The 16,132-nt window shown below is 57.8% G+C and carries 12 protein-coding genes and 1 pseudogene; 9 read left to right on the top strand and 4 right to left on the bottom strand.

Annotated features, from left to right (window positions below; translation table 11 throughout):
- Positions 1–45 precede the first annotated feature (45 nt).
- The 4 genes and pseudogenes from SS05631_RS25195 to SS05631_RS25175 all read right to left on the bottom strand — a co-directional run bounded on the left by SS05631_RS25195 (position 46) and on the right by SS05631_RS25175 (position 3,963).
- Positions 46–1,368 (bottom strand): ATP-binding protein, encoded by a 1,323-nt coding sequence (locus tag SS05631_RS25195; protein WP_037416331.1) that lies wholly within the window; start codon positions 1,366–1,368, stop codon positions 46–48.
- Positions 1,365–2,102 carry a response regulator gene (locus tag SS05631_RS25190; RefSeq protein ID WP_037416258.1) on the bottom strand — a complete coding sequence of 246 codons (738 nt, stop codon included), beginning with the start codon at positions 2,100–2,102 and terminating at the stop codon, positions 1,365–1,367. The genes SS05631_RS25195 and SS05631_RS25190 overlap by 4 nt, the downstream gene beginning before the upstream one ends.
- Before the next feature lie 95 nt (positions 2,103–2,197).
- Positions 2,198–3,516, bottom strand: a pseudogene (locus SS05631_RS25180) (alpha/beta fold hydrolase).
- A 45-nt stretch (positions 3,517–3,561) separates the two neighbouring features.
- Positions 3,562–3,963 carry a cupin domain-containing protein gene (locus tag SS05631_RS25175; RefSeq protein WP_037416334.1) on the bottom strand — a complete coding sequence of 134 codons (402 nt, stop codon included), beginning with the start codon at positions 3,961–3,963 and terminating at the stop codon, positions 3,562–3,564.
- Between the two features lie 829 nt (positions 3,964–4,792).
- Between SS05631_RS25175 and SS05631_RS25170 the strand changes: the two genes are divergently transcribed.
- The 9 genes from SS05631_RS25170 to pseG all read left to right on the top strand — a co-directional run bounded on the left by SS05631_RS25170 (position 4,793) and on the right by pseG (position 16,121).
- Positions 4,793–5,149: a metalloregulator ArsR/SmtB family transcription factor gene (locus tag SS05631_RS25170; protein ID WP_037416262.1), complete on the top strand. Its 357-nt coding sequence runs from the start codon at positions 4,793–4,795 to the stop codon at positions 5,147–5,149.
- The gene (locus SS05631_RS25165) at positions 5,133–5,636 is read left to right on the top strand and encodes an SRPBCC family protein (RefSeq protein WP_037416265.1); all 504 of its coding nucleotides are present in this window, start codon (positions 5,133–5,135) and stop codon (positions 5,634–5,636) included. Before SS05631_RS25170 ends, SS05631_RS25165 begins: the two co-directional genes overlap by 17 nt.
- Positions 5,637–5,909: 273 nt before the next feature.
- Positions 5,910–6,440 carry a dihydrofolate reductase family protein gene (locus SS05631_RS25160; RefSeq protein ID WP_037416267.1) on the top strand — a complete coding sequence of 177 codons (531 nt, stop codon included), beginning with the start codon at positions 5,910–5,912 and terminating at the stop codon, positions 6,438–6,440.
- Positions 6,441–6,748: 308 nt separating this feature from the next.
- Positions 6,749–7,525, top strand: coding sequence for an ABC transporter permease (locus SS05631_RS25155; RefSeq protein ID WP_037416337.1), 777 nt, complete (start codon positions 6,749–6,751; stop codon positions 7,523–7,525).
- 93 nt (positions 7,526–7,618) lie between these two features.
- Entirely contained in the window at positions 7,619–11,743 is a 4,125-nt protein-coding gene (locus SS05631_RS25150; RefSeq protein ID WP_245369172.1) for a lipopolysaccharide-processing protein, read from the top strand.
- 406 nt (positions 11,744–12,149) lie between these two features.
- Positions 12,150–13,148: a UDP-N-acetylglucosamine 4,6-dehydratase (inverting) gene (gene pseB / locus SS05631_RS25145; RefSeq protein WP_037416269.1), complete on the top strand. Its 999-nt coding sequence runs from the start codon at positions 12,150–12,152 to the stop codon at positions 13,146–13,148.
- 3 nt (positions 13,149–13,151) lie between these two features.
- The gene (pseC, locus tag SS05631_RS25140) at positions 13,152–14,312 is read left to right on the top strand and encodes a UDP-4-amino-4,6-dideoxy-N-acetyl-beta-L-altrosamine transaminase (protein WP_037416272.1); all 1,161 of its coding nucleotides are present in this window, start codon (positions 13,152–13,154) and stop codon (positions 14,310–14,312) included.
- A complete protein-coding gene (gene pseF, locus SS05631_RS25135; RefSeq protein WP_037416275.1) occupies positions 14,309–15,019 on the top strand; it encodes a pseudaminic acid cytidylyltransferase in 711 nt (236 codons plus the stop codon). Before pseC ends, pseF begins: the two co-directional genes overlap by 4 nt.
- A complete protein-coding gene (gene pseG, locus SS05631_RS25130) occupies positions 14,988–16,121 on the top strand; it encodes a UDP-2,4-diacetamido-2,4,6-trideoxy-beta-L-altropyranose hydrolase (protein WP_037416278.1) in 1,134 nt (377 codons plus the stop codon). The genes pseF and pseG overlap by 32 nt, the downstream gene beginning before the upstream one ends.
- Positions 16,122–16,132 lie beyond the last annotated feature (11 nt).

Here is a 16,132-nt window from a genome sequence, read left to right as displayed (position 1 = left end):
GGGCGCTGAGGCCGCCCTGGTGTGTTGCCACGGGGGCCGAGGATTCTACTGTCGGAGACTGATTTCCGCCACCAGTCCTCCGCCGTCGCGGTTGCGCAAGGTGAGCGCAGCACCAATCGCGGTCGCGAGCTGATCGGCGATCGCAAGACCGAGGCCAGTCCCCCCCGTGTCGCGGTTGCGCGACTGCTCCAGACGGAAGAAAGGGTTCAGGACGGCTTCCAACTGGTCCTCCGGAATGCCGGGACCGCGATCGAGCACTCTTATAAAGACGGTGCCGTCCTGGCGCTGAGCCTCGATTTCCGCACTGCCGGCGAATTTGAGCGCATTGTCGATCAGGTTGGTGAGAATTCGCCTTAGCGCGTGCGACCGGGTCGCAATCGCGCCGTGGCTCAATTCGCCGATGGTAACGGCCTTGCCGGTATCCTGGTAATCATATGCGAGGCTCTCGATGAACGAGGCGAGATCGATGCGTGAGGCTCTTTCCTCCGTGCCGTGGGCGCTGCGTGCATAGGCAACCCCTTCCTTGACGAGGCGCTCGACTTCGCCAAGGTCCTGGAGCAGCTTGTCCCGCTCGGCGGATTCATCGGCCATTTCGGCGCGCAGCTTCATGCGGGTGATCGGGGTCTGTAGATCGTGCGAGATCGCAGCAAGGATCTGCACGCGCTCTTCCAGATACTGCGCGATGCGATCCCGCATCGAATTGAAGGCGGTCGCCGCGTAGGCCACTTCCGTTGGTCCGGTCTCGCTGAGACGCGGCGTTTTGCTGTTCGGGTCCAGCGTGTCGGCGGCCTTCGCCAGATTGGCCAGAGGCCGGATGGCCTGGCGCATCGCGATCCAGCTGCACAACACCAAAAGGGAAAGCTGCGCAACGAGCACGTAAGGCAGCCAGTCGGCTACGGGCATGACGCCCCTTGGCGTGACGTCGATCGTCAGGGGTTCGCCGTCGCTCAAGCGAAGATGCGCCTGGAGACGGCGGGCTGCGCCGGGAATCGACTGAACTTCGATCGGGTATTTCGTGCCGATTGCAGCCTGGATCTTGGAGGCGACTTCGGCGTCGTTCGGCTCAAGCACTGGATTGCCGGGCATGCCTGGCCCCAGAAGGAACCGGTAGGAGCCGCGAGCAAGTTGATCGAGCCAGGCGCCGCGTTCGGCCGCAGGCAGCCGGTCTAGAATGGCGATCGCTGTCGCGACGTCGTTCTCGAGCGTATTGAACATCACCGACCTCGCGGCGACATAGCGCTCGGAAAACAGCACCGCAAATGACATGGCGTGAGCGATCGCCAGACCGGCAAGAAGGATAATGAACAGTCGCGCCCTGAGTGTGCGCGGCCATAGGCGAATTCCTTTTAAGGCGGCCGTCGCCATCAGCGCGGTTCCACGATTTCGACCGGCATCGAGAACACATAGCCTTCGCTGCGGACCGTCTTGATATAGGTCGGCTCGCGGGCATCGTCGCCAAGGCGTTGGCGGACCCGGCTGACCAGGAGATCGATGGAACGGTCGAAGAGTTCGGCATCGCGTCCTTGCGTCAGATTGAGGAGCTGATCGCGGTTGAGGACGCGCTGCGGATGGTCGACGAAGACGCGCAGCAGCCGATACTCGGCTCCACTGAGCGCAATCACCGTACCCTCCGCATCGACGAGATGCCTTGCCGTCGTGTCGAGCTTCCATCGACCGAAACGCAGCAGTTGGCCGGCTTCCGAGATCTGCAGATTGGGCGGCAACATGCGTGCGCGCCTCAGGACCGCCTTGATGCGGGCGAGCAACTCGCGCGCAGAAAACGGCTTGGCGAGATAGTCGTCGGCGCCCATTTCCAGGCCGATGATACGGTCCATCTCGTCGGAGCGCGCAGTCAACATGACAATCGGTGTCGCCTTGTGTCTGCCGACGCGCAGCTCGCGGCTCAGAACGAGGCCATCGTCGCCAGGCATCATCAGGTCGAGAATGATAAGATCGACCGTGTTGGCCTCGAGGAACGTGCGCATCTGCCGCCCGTCGGCGACGGCGGTTACGCGCAGACCGTTCTTCTTCAGGTAGCTCGACACAAGCTCCCGGATTTCCCGATCGTCATCAACGACCAAGATATGATCGATGTGCTCCATGGCGCGATCTCCACCGTTCGACTGCCATTACTTATCAAAATGAAAACGCCGTGGTAGCAGTATTCACCGGCTCGTGCGCCTGTGTCGACTGAAGGCTAGAGTCGACGCAGCGGCCGGAATGCGGCGCGCAGCTCGGCGCTGAACAAGTCCGGCTCCTCCCAGGCGGCGAAATGGCCGCCCCTGTCCACGCGATTGTAGTAAATCAGGTTGCCGTAGGCGCGTTCCGCCCAGCTCTTCGGCGGCCTGTACACCTCTCCGGGGAAAATCGTCACCGCCGCCGGGATCGCGATAGGGACCAACTTGGCAGTGCCCGCGCTGTTCTCCCAATATATCCGGCCGCTCGAGGTCCCGGTGTTCGTCAGCCAGTAGAGCGTGATGTTGTCGAGAATTTCGTCGCGACTCAACGCGCGTTCCGGTTCGCCCCGGGTGAACACCCAATCGGCGAGCTTGTCATAGATCCACGCTGCCAATCCGACAGGTGAGTCGGCAAGGCCGTAACCGACGGTTTGCGGACGCGTCCCCATAATGGCCGCATAGCCAAAGCCTTTGCCGAGGAACTCCCTGGCCTCGTCAAACACCGCCCGCTCCTCGGCGCTCAAATCCGCCGGTGCAGGATCACCGCTTTTCAATGCCTTGGCGACTTCCTGCGGGAGGGTGGTAGAGCGCTCGATCCTGTTGACGTGGATGCCGCGCAAACCCGGAGGAGCCTGGCGGCCCATCGCATCAGAAATGATGGCACCCCAATCGCCGCCCTGTGCCACGTAGTCCTGGTACCCAAGGCGTCTCATGAGAACGTCCCAGGCGCGGCCGATGCGGTCCGGGTTCCAGCCGGTGCCTTCCGGTTTTTCGGAAAAGCCGAAGCCGGGAACGGACGGAAGCACGAGATGAAAGGCGTCCTGCGCGGTCCCTCCATGCGCCGTCGGATCGGTCAGCGGACCGATGACTTTCAGCAATTCGAAGACCGAACCGGGCCAGCCGTGGGTCATGATGAGCGGCAATGCGTCTGCATGACGGGAGCGGACATGGATGAAGTGGATGTCGAGACGGTCGATACTCGTCAGAAATTGTGGCAAGCCATTCAGCTTCGCTTCGGCTTTACGCCAGTCGTAGTGAGTCTCCCAGTAGCGGACAAGTGACTGAAGCTTCGCAAGCTGAACGCCCTGGGAGCGGTCGTCGACCGTCCCGGGTCGGGCCAGCGTGTGGCGGCAAGGCGCTGGCGGAGGTCGACGAGCGCTGCCGCCGGCACATCGGCATGGAAAGGGCGAATGGCATCGGCCTCTACGGTCGCCGGCGCAACCGCTTGGGCGAGGGCAGGCGCAGGGCGAAACGTCGCAAAGGCTGCCGCCACAGCTCCGTTCAAGAGCAGAGCCCGGCGGGACAGCGCGGACGCTCCGGTCGATTCCTGTGCGGTCATCTTCGCACTTCCTTCCAGGTGGTTCTCAATATCCATGTCGAACGCTCACTTGACCGGAACGACCAGCGGCGTGCCTTTCTTGACAACATATGTCGCAAGTTCCGATGCCTTGCCGCTGCCGACATTCTTCGCCACATGCGCCACTCCGGCCGGGATGAACAATGCTTCCCCGGCATGAAGGATGACCGGTGCTCTCCCCTCGAGCTGATATTCCAACGAGCCCTCGAGGACATAGGCTATCTCTTCGCCCGGATGGGAGTGCTTGACGGAGACGGCATCCTGTTCGAAATCGACCCGCACCTGGACGGCCTCCCGGCCAGGCGTATCGAGGTCGTGCTGCACGAGATCGGTACGCTGAATTCCCGCTTGCTGCGCCTTGGCCGCCTGCAGCGCCAATCCGCTTCCAACGATCAGCAGCGCAGCCGCGATGATCCGAGACGTTTTCATATGGTCGTCCTTTCGCATATTGGGTCGAGGCTCGTTTTCGAAGCCAGGTCGCCATTTGAACGTCCGGGTGTATTGACCATGTGTCTGCTGGGCAGGACTTTTGTAACGACATGTGTCGCGGAAGCAGCGGGGGCGAATTCGCGCGGGGTGGGGCTGGCGAGTGCGGGACACCGCGTTCCTGCCGGAGCTCGAGAACCCCGCGATGGCGACGATGGCTTTTCATGCCCTTACGATGATGATCGCCGAAATGATCGCCGCGCCCAACAGCACCACCCGGTGATCGCGAAATAGGCGTTGAGCCCCCAGGCGCTGACACACATTGCCGGAACGAGAGCCAGCAATTCATTCCTCGTCACGGCCTTGCTGGCCGGCGATCTAGTCGTCGTGCCTGCCGCTTTGCGGGCTCGTGCGGGTTTTGACGACGATCCCCAGCCTGAGCCATCGGTTTCAGTAACCTGAACAAACGCTGCAAGTCGTCATCGCAGTCAGCCCATCTTTGCCACGGCGATCCTCTCACGATGGGCGACGCGGGCTAAAGCCAATCAATCGAGCTAGACATGGGGTGTGGAAAGATGCGCGAACACCCCACCAAGGTACGTCGGCTTAGCGTCAATTGCGGTCATTCGGCGAAATTGAGTGAGCGACCGATTTTGCGCCGGCACCCGGCGGACTACGTTCGTTCACCAGCGGCCATAAGGGCCGCTTTTGACCCCGCAGCAGACGATTTTTTGCTGCCGCCGCCGCGGTGCATGACCTCGGATGACCGGTCTACGGCATGGAAAGTTCGGGACGCTTGCGCTTCCTGCGACCAGGTTATACACTGAACTAGATGGTTCAGTATTCAAGTCCTCCCCTCGATCTCTCATTTGCGGCGCTTTCCGATGCGACCCGCCGCGGAATCATCGATCAGCTTGGGCGAGGGGACGCGTCGATCACCAGTCTCGCGGATAAGTTCCAGATGACGCTGACCGGCATGAAGAAGCACGTCCAGGTTCTCGAGCGGGCGGGGCTCGTCGTCACGCAGAAGGTCGGACGGGTGAGAACCTGCAAGCTTGGGAAACGAGGCCTCAAGGCGGAGGCCGAGTGGATCGAGGCGCATCGCAAGCTCTTCGAGGCCCGCTTCGAAGTTTTGGATGAAATCATCAGCGAAATGAAACAGGAGGGAAGCGATGACGGAGCAAGTTGACAGTGCAGGTGGTGCGCAGAACCGCACGTCAGTCGAGCGCAGAGGGGATCGCGAACTCGTCGTAACCCGGACGTTCAACGCGCCGCCGAGCACGGTTTACAGGGCGTGGAGCCAGCCCGAGCTGTTCCAGCGCTGGTGGGTGCCAAAATCGCTATCCGGCGTTTCGCTCGTATCGTGCGATATGGACGTCCGTACCGGCGGCAAATATCGCCTGGAATTCGGCGCCGGCGGTTCGGACACCATGGTCTTCTATGGCACGTATCTCTTGGTGGTGCCGAACGAGCGCATCGTCTGGACCAACGACGAGGACGAAGAGGGCGCGATCACGACCGTGACCTTCGAGGCCCAAGGCGGGAGGACACTACTGAATTTCCACGAAGTCTATCCGTCCAAGGAGGCGCTTGAGGAAGCACTACAGGGTTCGGCGGCCGCATTGCCGGAGCAGTTGGAGCAGCTCGACGAGTTGCTTTCCAGCACAGGCGAGTAGCGCGGGTCGGGGAAACTCGCCTGGAGGGAACGGGAGCGGCTCGGCACTTGGATATCCGTGGTTATCCAGGCGCTCGGGGAAGAGGAAGTAGGATTGCTTTCGTCGAGCCGCGCCGAGGCTTCGAAAACCGGAGAGTTGCCCGATGAACTCAGGCTTTGGGTTCACTTTAGAGGTTCATCGCGTTCAAGCCGCACGCAGCCCGTGCCGCAACCGCACTTACAAGGAACGCCGGCTCAAGCTATTCTGAAGAACTCGGGTTGGAGATTTTGGAGCATGGCGAAGCTTGTCTTTGGAATGAACCAATCGCTGGACGGCTACGTCGACCACCAGGAATTTGCACCTGGCCCCGCGCTCTTTCGTCACTGGATAGACCACGTGCGCGACCTGACCGGCAGTGTGTACGGTCGCCGGATGTACGAGATCATGCGCTATTGGGACGAAGATCGTCCTGAGTGGAATGCGGAGGAGCACGCGTTCGCCGCGGCGTGGCGGCGCCAACCGAAGTGGGTCGTTTCGCGCTCGCTGAAGTCGGTCGGCCCCAACACCACGCTGGTCGCGGATGACATCGAGACGGTGATCCGTGGGCTGAAGGCGCGGCTTCCGGGGGAGATTGCCGTTGCCGGACCGGGCCTGGCGCGAAGCCTGACCGACCTGGGTCTTGTTGACGAATATCGCCTCTACATCCACCCTGTCGTTCTTGGCCGCGGCACGCCATTCTTCGCCGGCCCCCGGCCGCCGCTCCGCCTTGTGGCCAATGATCCGGTTGGCGAGGACGTGATCAGGCTGACATACGTTCCTGCCTGATTCACGCAGTTCGCGCCGCGGACCGCACCGACGCGTCAGGTGCGCTTTGGGTTGAAGCTGTAATGAGCAGACGTCGAGCGCCGGTTGGCGACGTTGAATTCCTCTGGAGACAAGCTGCCGGGGCCGGGCCAAGGATCGGCCGGCATTATCCCCGTGCTTGTCACAGGGTTTCAGCGGCGCCGCGTCTGCGCGCGACACTTGCCCAAAATTTGCCAGCAAGCGCGGATTGTGGAATATGCCGGCGGCAGCGGGAAAAATCACCGCTCGCCTCATCGCATCGCATGAACGACAATCCGCCGGGACCAGACGTGAAGCTTATCGAACAGCACATCAGAGTGACGGCCGCCCTCATCGTGCGCGAAATGTCGACACGCTACGGCTCGAAGCCGGGCGGCTATCTCTGGGCCGTCTTCGATCCGGTCGCCCATGTCGCGATGATGACCTTGATCTTCCAGGCCTTCGCCCGCATGCCGGCTCTGGGCCTGAGCTTTCCGCTGTTCTTCGCAAGCGGCTACCTGCCCTTCACCTTCTACCAGCGCATGTCCTCCTTCATGGCCGGCACGATGAAGGCGAACAAGGCGCTGCTCTCCTATCCGGTCGTCTCGCCCTTCGACGCGATCGTCTCGCGTTTCATCCTGCAACTGATGACGGACGCACTCGTGTCGGTGCTCATCCTCTTCCTGATCGTCGAACTCGGCGGCGTCAGCCAGCATATGAATCTAGCCGGCATGGTCGAGGCCGCCGGTGCTGCCGCGGTCCTGGGGTTGGGCATCGGCACGGTCAATATCGTGATGTTCGCCCGCTTCTCGCTCTACGATAAGATCTTCGGCATCATCAATCGGCCCCTCTTCCTCATCTCGGGCGTCTTCTTCTTGCCAGAAAATATGCCTGGCCCGATCCGCGATTTCGTTCTCTACAATCCGCTCGCGCACATCATTATGTGGTTTCGGGGTGCTATCTATCCCGAATATCGAGCCGACGGACTCGACAGGGGCTACGTCCTCGACATCGCGCTCGCATGCGTCTTTCTTGGCCTAGCGTTGCTAATGGTTTCGGCGCGGGAGATCCGGGAGGAGCGCCCTTGATGGGCCCGGTATTGTGGTCCAGTGTTACTCATTTTGTCTTGACTTTTTGAGCGATCTGAGGCGGTACAGAGGCTGCGGTTTAACGAGTATAGGTTGTACAAGTTCATGCTTGTACCCAAAAGTGGTGAAGAAGTGCGCGACTTACTGCAACGCAACAAACTCGGACAAGCTATCCAACAGGCATATCGCCGCGTGGGAGCTAAACACGTCAATTATGTGATGAAGAGGTTGGGCTTGCCTGTAGCCAGTGCCGGCAAGCGGACTAAGTCAAAAGCGGTCGTTTCAGAAATAAAAGTTGCAGGCTTAGAAGCGTTTGACGTAGTTGGCGAAGCATGGCTCGAAGCAGGGGCTGACAAGCCTATAGCGGTGTTGTTTGGCTTCTCCCCGTGGAAGAGGGAGGTGGCGGCAAAATTCTTCGCAGATTACCGGGTCGCATTCGCGCGTAAGAATACCCCGTGGCGCATTCAGCACGCCGGGTTCAAGAAGCACCCGCCCAGCCTGATCGCTTTCTGGGGCATGCAGGGCAAAAAGGGCGCGGTCGCCTATGCCGAACGCCATTCCATTCCGATATGGAGGATCGAGGACGGGTTCCTTCGCTCGGTTGGGCTGGGAGCGGCGCACATCGATCCGCTTTCCTGCGCGATCGACAAGACTGGAATTTATTTCGACAGATCCCGTCCGTCCGACCTTGAGCGCCTGATCGAGGGCTTCGACGCCTCGAAGCAAGGAGACCTCCTGAGGCGCGCCGACAAGTGCATGAGCTTGATCCGCCACTATAACCTGACGAAGTACAATGTCAGCCAGAACGTCAAGTTGAAGGAGTTGCATCCGTCGCGAAGGCGCAGGGTATTGGTCATTGGTCAGGTGGAGTCCGATGCATCGATCAAATATGGGGCCAAGGTAAAGTATTCGAACAATGATTTGGTCCGCATCGCGCATTCGGAAAATGAGGATGCGGAGGTTATCTACAAACCCCACCGGGATGTCCTGGGGGGGCACAGGGATGCAATCTCTGATCCTAGGGAAATTGCCGATATCGCTACGATCATATCTGGCGACTATGATTTCCAAGAACTGTTGAACGCTGTCGATCATGTCTACACGCTCACGTCCTTGATGGGCTTCGAGAGCGTACTACGAGGCAAGAAGGTCAGCGTTTTTGGGGAGCCGTTCTATGCCGGATGGGGGCTCACCGACGACCGGCATAAGAGCGAGCGGCGCACGGCGAAGCGGACGCTGCAGGAAGTGTTCGCAGCCGCGTACATTCTTTATCCAGCCTATTGCGTGGGAAGTCGCGGAGCGGCTGCCGAGCTTGAGCATGCAATCCTGGCGCTGGTGCTGGAGAAGTACGGCACCCCCCGCGCACTTGCCGAGCAGATAGCCAGTCATTTCGAACATCACGCGATCGACGCCGATCTCTGCACCCGGCTCGTCGATGCGCTCCAGAAGAATCCCTATCTCCAGAACGAGACCGCGTTTTTCTCCGAGGGTCAAAGTGGTTTGCTCGACCTGCTGGCCGGACCGGACGTCGATAGCGGGAAGGTCGCGGATTACCTCGTACAGCGTGCTCTTGAAGGGGGAGACAACCGCGGCGTCTTCTGGACGCTCAGGAACATCGCTCAATCGGACGAGCCTTCGGAAGCGATCGAGCGATTGAAAGATATCGCTCCGCAGAATTTCGCATTGGAAGACGCCGCTGATCTGGTGTCATGCCTGACGCGGATCGGCAAGTTCGACGATGCCGAGCAGGTGCTGAACCGAAAAGCGGAGATTTTGTCGGAGACTGTCTCTAGCAGCGATTTCCTGCTTCTCCTCGAAGCCTGCGAGATGGTTCGGTCTGAGCAAGGGAGATTCGGACGAAAGCCGGTCGACGGCAAACCTCTGTGGCATTTCTTCGACGACAATCTTCACTGGTTGCGCCACGACCCTCAGTTTTTCGCCGTATTGTCGAAGATTTTTGATCACCTCTCACATCATCGAATGCTTGAAGAGATGCACCAGCTCTCATACGACCTCCTCGGTAGCCTCAATGCCGATGATGTCCTTGGGCTAGCCAAATTGTCTCAGGTCATCGTTGCGTCGCTTTTCAAGCCTTCAAAGCGGCCCGAGCTAATTGTTCAGCCCAAGCGGCAACTCGCTGTCGAAATCTATAGGAGCGCCGAGGCTAAAGTCACATCGTTCTATCAAAGTCGTAGCGAGAGTGTCCCGAAGACTGTCGGGATGCAGCTCTTCCAAATGGCTATGACTGTTGATGACAAACGAGGTATAGGCGCCTATAAAAGGATCACCCTTGATGATACTTCGGCTGTTGCGAAGGGAGAAATGTCGCACTACAAAAAGACGGTAAGCGATTATTTCAACATGTTAGTCAGGGCTCGCAATTATAAGGGCGCTAGATCCTTTCTCGCCAGTCAAAAAGATAAGATTCCAGAAGAGTTTTTTCTTCATCTACTTTCGAATTGTTGTACCTATGAACGGCGATACTCGTCCGCGGCTACTGTTGCTCGGTCTCTTTTGACGAAATACAAGAAGAACAGTTACCGGCGAAAGCTCGCTACCATCTATGCGAACAGTGGGGAGTTGGATAAGGCTTCAGCCTGGCTGAACCACGCCGCTGCAGCTGCAGCTGCTGCGGGGGATGGCCCTGCAAGGAGGGAGTCGGCGGCAATCCGGGAAGAGCTTGCTCGTGTGGATTTTCTGTCTCAAGCATCCAAAATTTTGGATGCTGTAGCTCAGCCTAAGCTGCCGAGAGGAGTGGTCTTTCTCGGGTCATTTGGCTGCCTGAACACAATATCCATGGTGGTTCCCGTTCTTCTGGAGCTCAAGCGTCAGGGGTACGCTGTAGTTCAGCTGGATGAAGGGATGCTCAGGAATGAGCCGACAGGCATCGCATGGATCGACAAGCACGCCGGAATGATCGATAGGGTTATTCACACGGATCGCAGTTTATTCGGAAGCCTTACCAACGAGTGGACAATTAATTGGGCCGGACGTGAGGTAATTGCGGATGGTATCAATTACTATCAAGCTATATTCGAAATAATGACGCAGAAATTTCGTGCGTTCAACTTCAACATAAATGATCCGTGGATTTTCCGATGGTTCCGTTACTATTTGGTGCGGTGCGACAAGGCCCTGACAGCTTGCAAATCGATCGAGAGAGAAGTGATGAAGCGCGGCATGCCGGTGCGGTTCATAAATGCTGGATCGCATTCCGCTCCGTTTTCCGTATATCGGTCTTTCGCCCTCGAGAAGGCGTCGAAGTATGACGTCGGTTTCATTCACATGGGACCGGCCTACGAGAACTATTACAGCAATCTCAAGAGCAAGGTTGCGACAACGGTTAGCCTTGACAACCTGACGAAGCATCCTCTGTACCGGCTTCCCTTCCTGGCACGGCCCGATCGCTTCGAGGAATGGTTGAAGCGGGACGGGCTTTACGAGCGGTACAAGGAAGACATCGATCGAGTCCTCAACCACAACCGCGTCGGTCGGCTCGAAGGCAACACGTCTCACACCCAGTACGAGGAGACATTGATCCGGGCAAAGCAGGCGGGCCGCAAGGTCATCGGCGTCTACGGCAAGATCCTTTGCGACATGGCTGTTCCGTTCGATGGTGGGCCAGGGCACGAGAACATTGCCGATTGGCTTCGTCATACGGTGGCAACTGCCGGATCGACGTCAAACCTGATTGTCCTGAAGCCGCACCCTCACGAGCTGCGACCCGAGATCGCGCGCGACTTGAATGAATACTGGCTGGATCTCATCGGGGACATGGACATTCCCGAAAATGTCCTGATCCTTCCGCACACCGGCTTTAACAACCAGGATCTCATCAAATATCTCGACTTGGCGGTCTTGTGGAATGGCACCTCTTCACTGGAGCTATGCGCGCAGGGTGTTCCCGTGGTCATGGCCAGCCACTTCGGCAAGCATGATTACCCGATCGAGCTGATCTATCCGGAGTCGAGAAGCGACTACGAAAGGATCATTTGCGCGGATGAATGGGAGCGGCCCGACCGACAGAAGATGGAGCGCGCAGCGCTGCTGCTGAAGTACATGGGGACGGAAGAAGTCTGTGTGCCTTTCACTTATTCCCATCGTCCCGTCACAAACGACCCGGTCGGGGTACCGTTCTGGCACATGGATGAGGTCGAAAAGTTCCTGAGGGACGGCGATCCGCATATCAGCCGACTGGCTGACAAGTTCTTCGCCTAAGTTCTGCCAGGAGAGTCTATCTGCGGAAAATCCCGTGCGGTGACCACCCTAGTTTCCGAGGCGGCATTGCATCTTTTTTGACCTGTTTGCTTGTCACAAGTGGACACTCTTAGTAACTAGGGCCCCGAGATTCCGCCAGGGTTCTTTGAACGCCGTGGGATAGATGAAATATCCAAGCCAGTGGCCAGCCGAATGAAGCTCAGACCACAGATGACAGAAATCAGTTTGATCGTCAGAGCCGCTGACTCTAGTCAGAGGTGCTCGACGGTGAACTCGAGTGGCTTTTCGGCAGGTTCACTATTGTCGTACTAAAACGTGAGAAGCTGTTAGGTGCTTGCGAGATGTAATTCTTGTGTCTTGAAGGTCTCCTAATAAATTCTTCGTGAAATCATAAAAGGAGATGGAAATGATTTCTGGCAGCACCATACTTGTTACGGGCGGCACAGGGTCGTTTGGAAATGCGTTCGTCCCAATGACGCTCGCCAAGTATAACCCTGCAAAGATCATCATATACTCTCGAGACGAGATGAAGCAGTGGGAAATGGCGAAGAAATACGGAGGCGATCCGCGCGTCCGCTTCTTCATAGGTGATGTTCGGGACCGTGAGCGCCTGTACCGAGCCTTGGACGGAGTGGACTATGTCGTTCATGCGGCTGCGACCAAGATTGTGCCAACTGCCGAATATAATCCATTTGAGTGCGTGAAGACGAACATCAATGGCGCGATGAACCTCATCGATGCCTGCATCGACAAGAACGTGAAACGGGTAGTTGCCCTGTCCACTGACAAGGCGAGCAGTCCAATCAATCTCTATGGAGCGACGAAGCTGGCCTCAGATAAGCTGTTTGTTGCCGGAAACTCCTATGCTGGCGGACATAATACTCGGTTCGCCGTCGTCCGATACGGCAACGTTATGGGATCTCGCGGATCGGTAATCCCGTTCTTCCTGTCGATCAAAGATAAGGGCGTCTTGCCAATCACAGACGAGCGCATGACACGCTTCATGATCTCGCTCGAGCAGGGTGTTGAGCTTGTGTGGCATGCCTTTGATGACATGGAGGGAGGGGAGATATACGTCAAAAAGATCCCCTCGATGAAGGTTACGGACCTCGCTCGTACGATTTCCCCGGAAGCGAAGCTCGAACTCGTTGGGATCAGGCCCGGCGAAAAGCTTCACGAACAAATGATTGGTGAAGAGGATGCCTTCCATACCTACGAGTATGAAGAGCATTTCAAGATACTTCCCGCAATCCACAACTGGACATCATCGGAAGCGCGCATCAAGGATGGCAAGAAGGTTCCTCCCGGGTTCAGCTATACGAGCGATAACAATTCCGCATGGATGACGTCGGAAGAGTTGCAGTCCTGGATAGCCGCAAATGCCGAAAAGATTGGGAGCGTCTAAGCAATGATCCCCTACGGCCGCCAGGACATTACGCAGGCAGATATCGATGCGGTTGCAGAAGTGCTCCGCTCCGATTTTCTCACGCAAGGGCCAATGGTGCCTCGCTTCGAGGAGGCTCTTGTAGAGTACACCGGCGCTAAATTTGCCTTGGCGGCAAACAGTGCAACGTCGGCGCTTCACATCGCCTGTCTTGCGATGGGTTTAGGCGCCGGCGACTGGTTGTGGACAACCCCTCTTACCTTTGTCGCATCTGCCAACTGCGCACTTTATTGCGGAGCGAGGGTAGACTTCGTGGACGTGGATCCGCGCACCTATAATCTCTCCCCGGCGGAACTGGAACGCAAGCTGTTGACGGCGGCAGAAGATGGCGTGCTTCCGAAGATCGTCGTTCTCGTACACCTCACTGGTCAACCTTGCGCCATGGCGGAGTTCCATGATCTCGCAAAGCGATATGGATTCCGGATCATCGAGGATGCGTCTCACGCTATTGGCGGCAAATATCAGGGTGAACCGATCGGCAACTGCCGTTACAGCGATGTCACCGTTTTCAGCTTTCATCCGGTGAAGATCGTAACGACGGCAGAGGGGGGCGCTGCGCTGACGAATAACAAAGAGCTTGCGGATAAGATGGCACTGTTTCGTAGTCACGGGATCACACGAGATCCAGCGGTCATGACGCGCGAACCGGACGGCCCTTGGTACTACCAGCAGGTGGACCTTGGATACAACTACCGCATGACCGACATCCAAGCCGCCTTGGGGCTAAGCCAGATGGCTCGGCTCGACGAATATGTCGCCAGGCGCCACGTACTGGCAAGGCGGTACGACGAGATGTTGGCGGATCTCCCGCTGGTCACTCCCTGGCAGCACCCCGACAGCTATTCAGGATTGCATCTCTACGTCATCCGCCTCGAACTCGCCAAGATGTCAAAATCTCGCCGCGCAGTTTTCGAGGGACTACGCGCGCGGGGTATCGGAGTGAACCTGCACTATATTCCGGTTCACACGCAGCCTTACTATTCGCGAATGGGGTTCCGCGATGGCGACTTTCCTGAAGCCGAGCGTTATTATCAGGAGGCGATCACCTTGCCGATATACCCGACAATGACTGAAACACAGCAGGACGAGGTCATAGCTGCCCTGACGGTGGAACTAACGAGATGAACTTGGCTGTCATTCCGGCCCGAGGAGGAAGCAAACGAATACCTCGTAAGAACATCCAACAGTTCGCTGGAAAGCCGATGATCGCCTGGTCGATCGATGCGGCAATCGGGAGCGGTTGCTTTGATCGCCTCGTCGTGTCCACAGATGACCAGGAAATCGCCGAGATTGCGCGGCAATCAGGGGCTGACGTTCCATTCCTCCGGCCCGCCGAATTGTCTGATGACTACGCAACGACGGGTGATGTGATTCGCCATGCGATCCGTTGGTTGGCCGAAAATGGCGCGATGCCGGAAAGAGTATGCTGCATTTATGCAACTGCGCCCTTTCTGCGCGCGGGCGATATAGCTCGGGGACTTGGTCTGCTTGAGGAACGCGGAGCGGATTTTGTGTTCTCGGCGACCAGTTACGCTTTTCCGGTACAGCGCGCCATCAGGCTCACGCCCGAGGGGCGCGTTGAAATGCTCATGCCCCAGCAATTCAGCACTCGTTCGCAGGATCTCGATGAGGTTTATCATGATGCTGGGCAGTTTTACTGGGGGCGATCGGAAGCCTGGCTTTTGGGCAAGCCAGTATTCTCCTCCATCGCGACCGCTTTGATCCTGCCCCGTTATCGCGTGCAGGACATCGACACGCCGGACGACTGGTTGCGAGCAGAACTGATGTTTAAGGCATTGCATGAATCTGATGTCACCTCCCCACAGGCATAGGATCCTTTTTCGCACCGATGCGTCGATTGACATCGGGACCGGCCACGTCATGCGTTGCCTTACGCTCGCAGACATGCTGGCTGAGGCCGGGTGTGAATGCCATTTTGTTTGTCGTGTTCATCAAGGCAATTTGATTGATCTCATTCGGCAGAGGGGCTATGCGGTCACGGAACTTCCGCAGGAGGCGGAGGCGACCACAGAAGGCGACCGAGATCTCACGCATGCCCATTGGCTCGGCGTCGATTGGCCGATGGATGCGAGACAGACTATCGCAGCTATAGATGACGCTCCGGTGGATTGCCTCATCGTCGATCATTATGCGCTCGATATTCGCTGGGAGAGGTTTGTACGTTCGTCTTGCAGATATCTCATGGTCCTCGACGACCTAGCAGATCGTGAGCATGAGTGTGATCTCCTGCTGGATCAGAGCCTCGGCCGAGTTGCGACCGATTATCAAACACTTGTACCGTCGCACTGCCAGATACTCGTAGGCCCACAATTCGCACTCCTCCGCCCCCAGTTTGCGGGCAGGCGTGCCTATAGCCTCGCTCGGCGCCAGGAAGCCGCTCCGCGTCGGCTGATGGTGACTCTTGGGGGAGTGGACAAGGAAAATGTTACCGAACGGGTTCTAAACGCCCTCGAACGATGTGCACTACCGAACGACACTGAAATAACCGTTGTGATGGGACAGCACGCTCCTTGGGCCGACGCGGTTCGTGAAAAAGCTGCTCAACTGCCGTGGAAGACACGCGTAATGTCGAATGTAGACGACATGGCGAGCTTGATGTCAGAAGCCGATCTCGCCATTGGTGCAGCGGGCAGCACATCATGGGAGCGGTGTGCTGTTGGTCTACCAACGATCTTAATGGTTCTCGCCGAAAATCAACGCGAAGTAGCGCAAAAACTGGCTGTCGAGGGTGCGGCGAGGATAATAGAACTCGGAACTGATTTCGATTCGGCATTCGTTGGCGTTGTTGAAAGCATTATGCGGAACAAAACGGCGCTTGGAACTATGTCGGAGCGAGCGGCGACCATATGCAATGGGGAGGGAGGGTCATTGGTGGCGCGGCAGATCGCCGATCGTCTTCATTTTCGTGTCTAGTGCGAGGTTCA

Origin of the sequence: Sinorhizobium sp. CCBAU 05631 (assembly GCF_002288505.1) — a bacterium.
In the GTDB taxonomy this organism is placed as follows: Bacteria; Pseudomonadota; Alphaproteobacteria; order Rhizobiales; family Rhizobiaceae; genus Sinorhizobium; species Sinorhizobium fredii_C.
The sequence above is the reverse complement of the archived record's forward strand: the minus strand, read 5'-3'. Positions and strand labels throughout refer to the sequence as shown.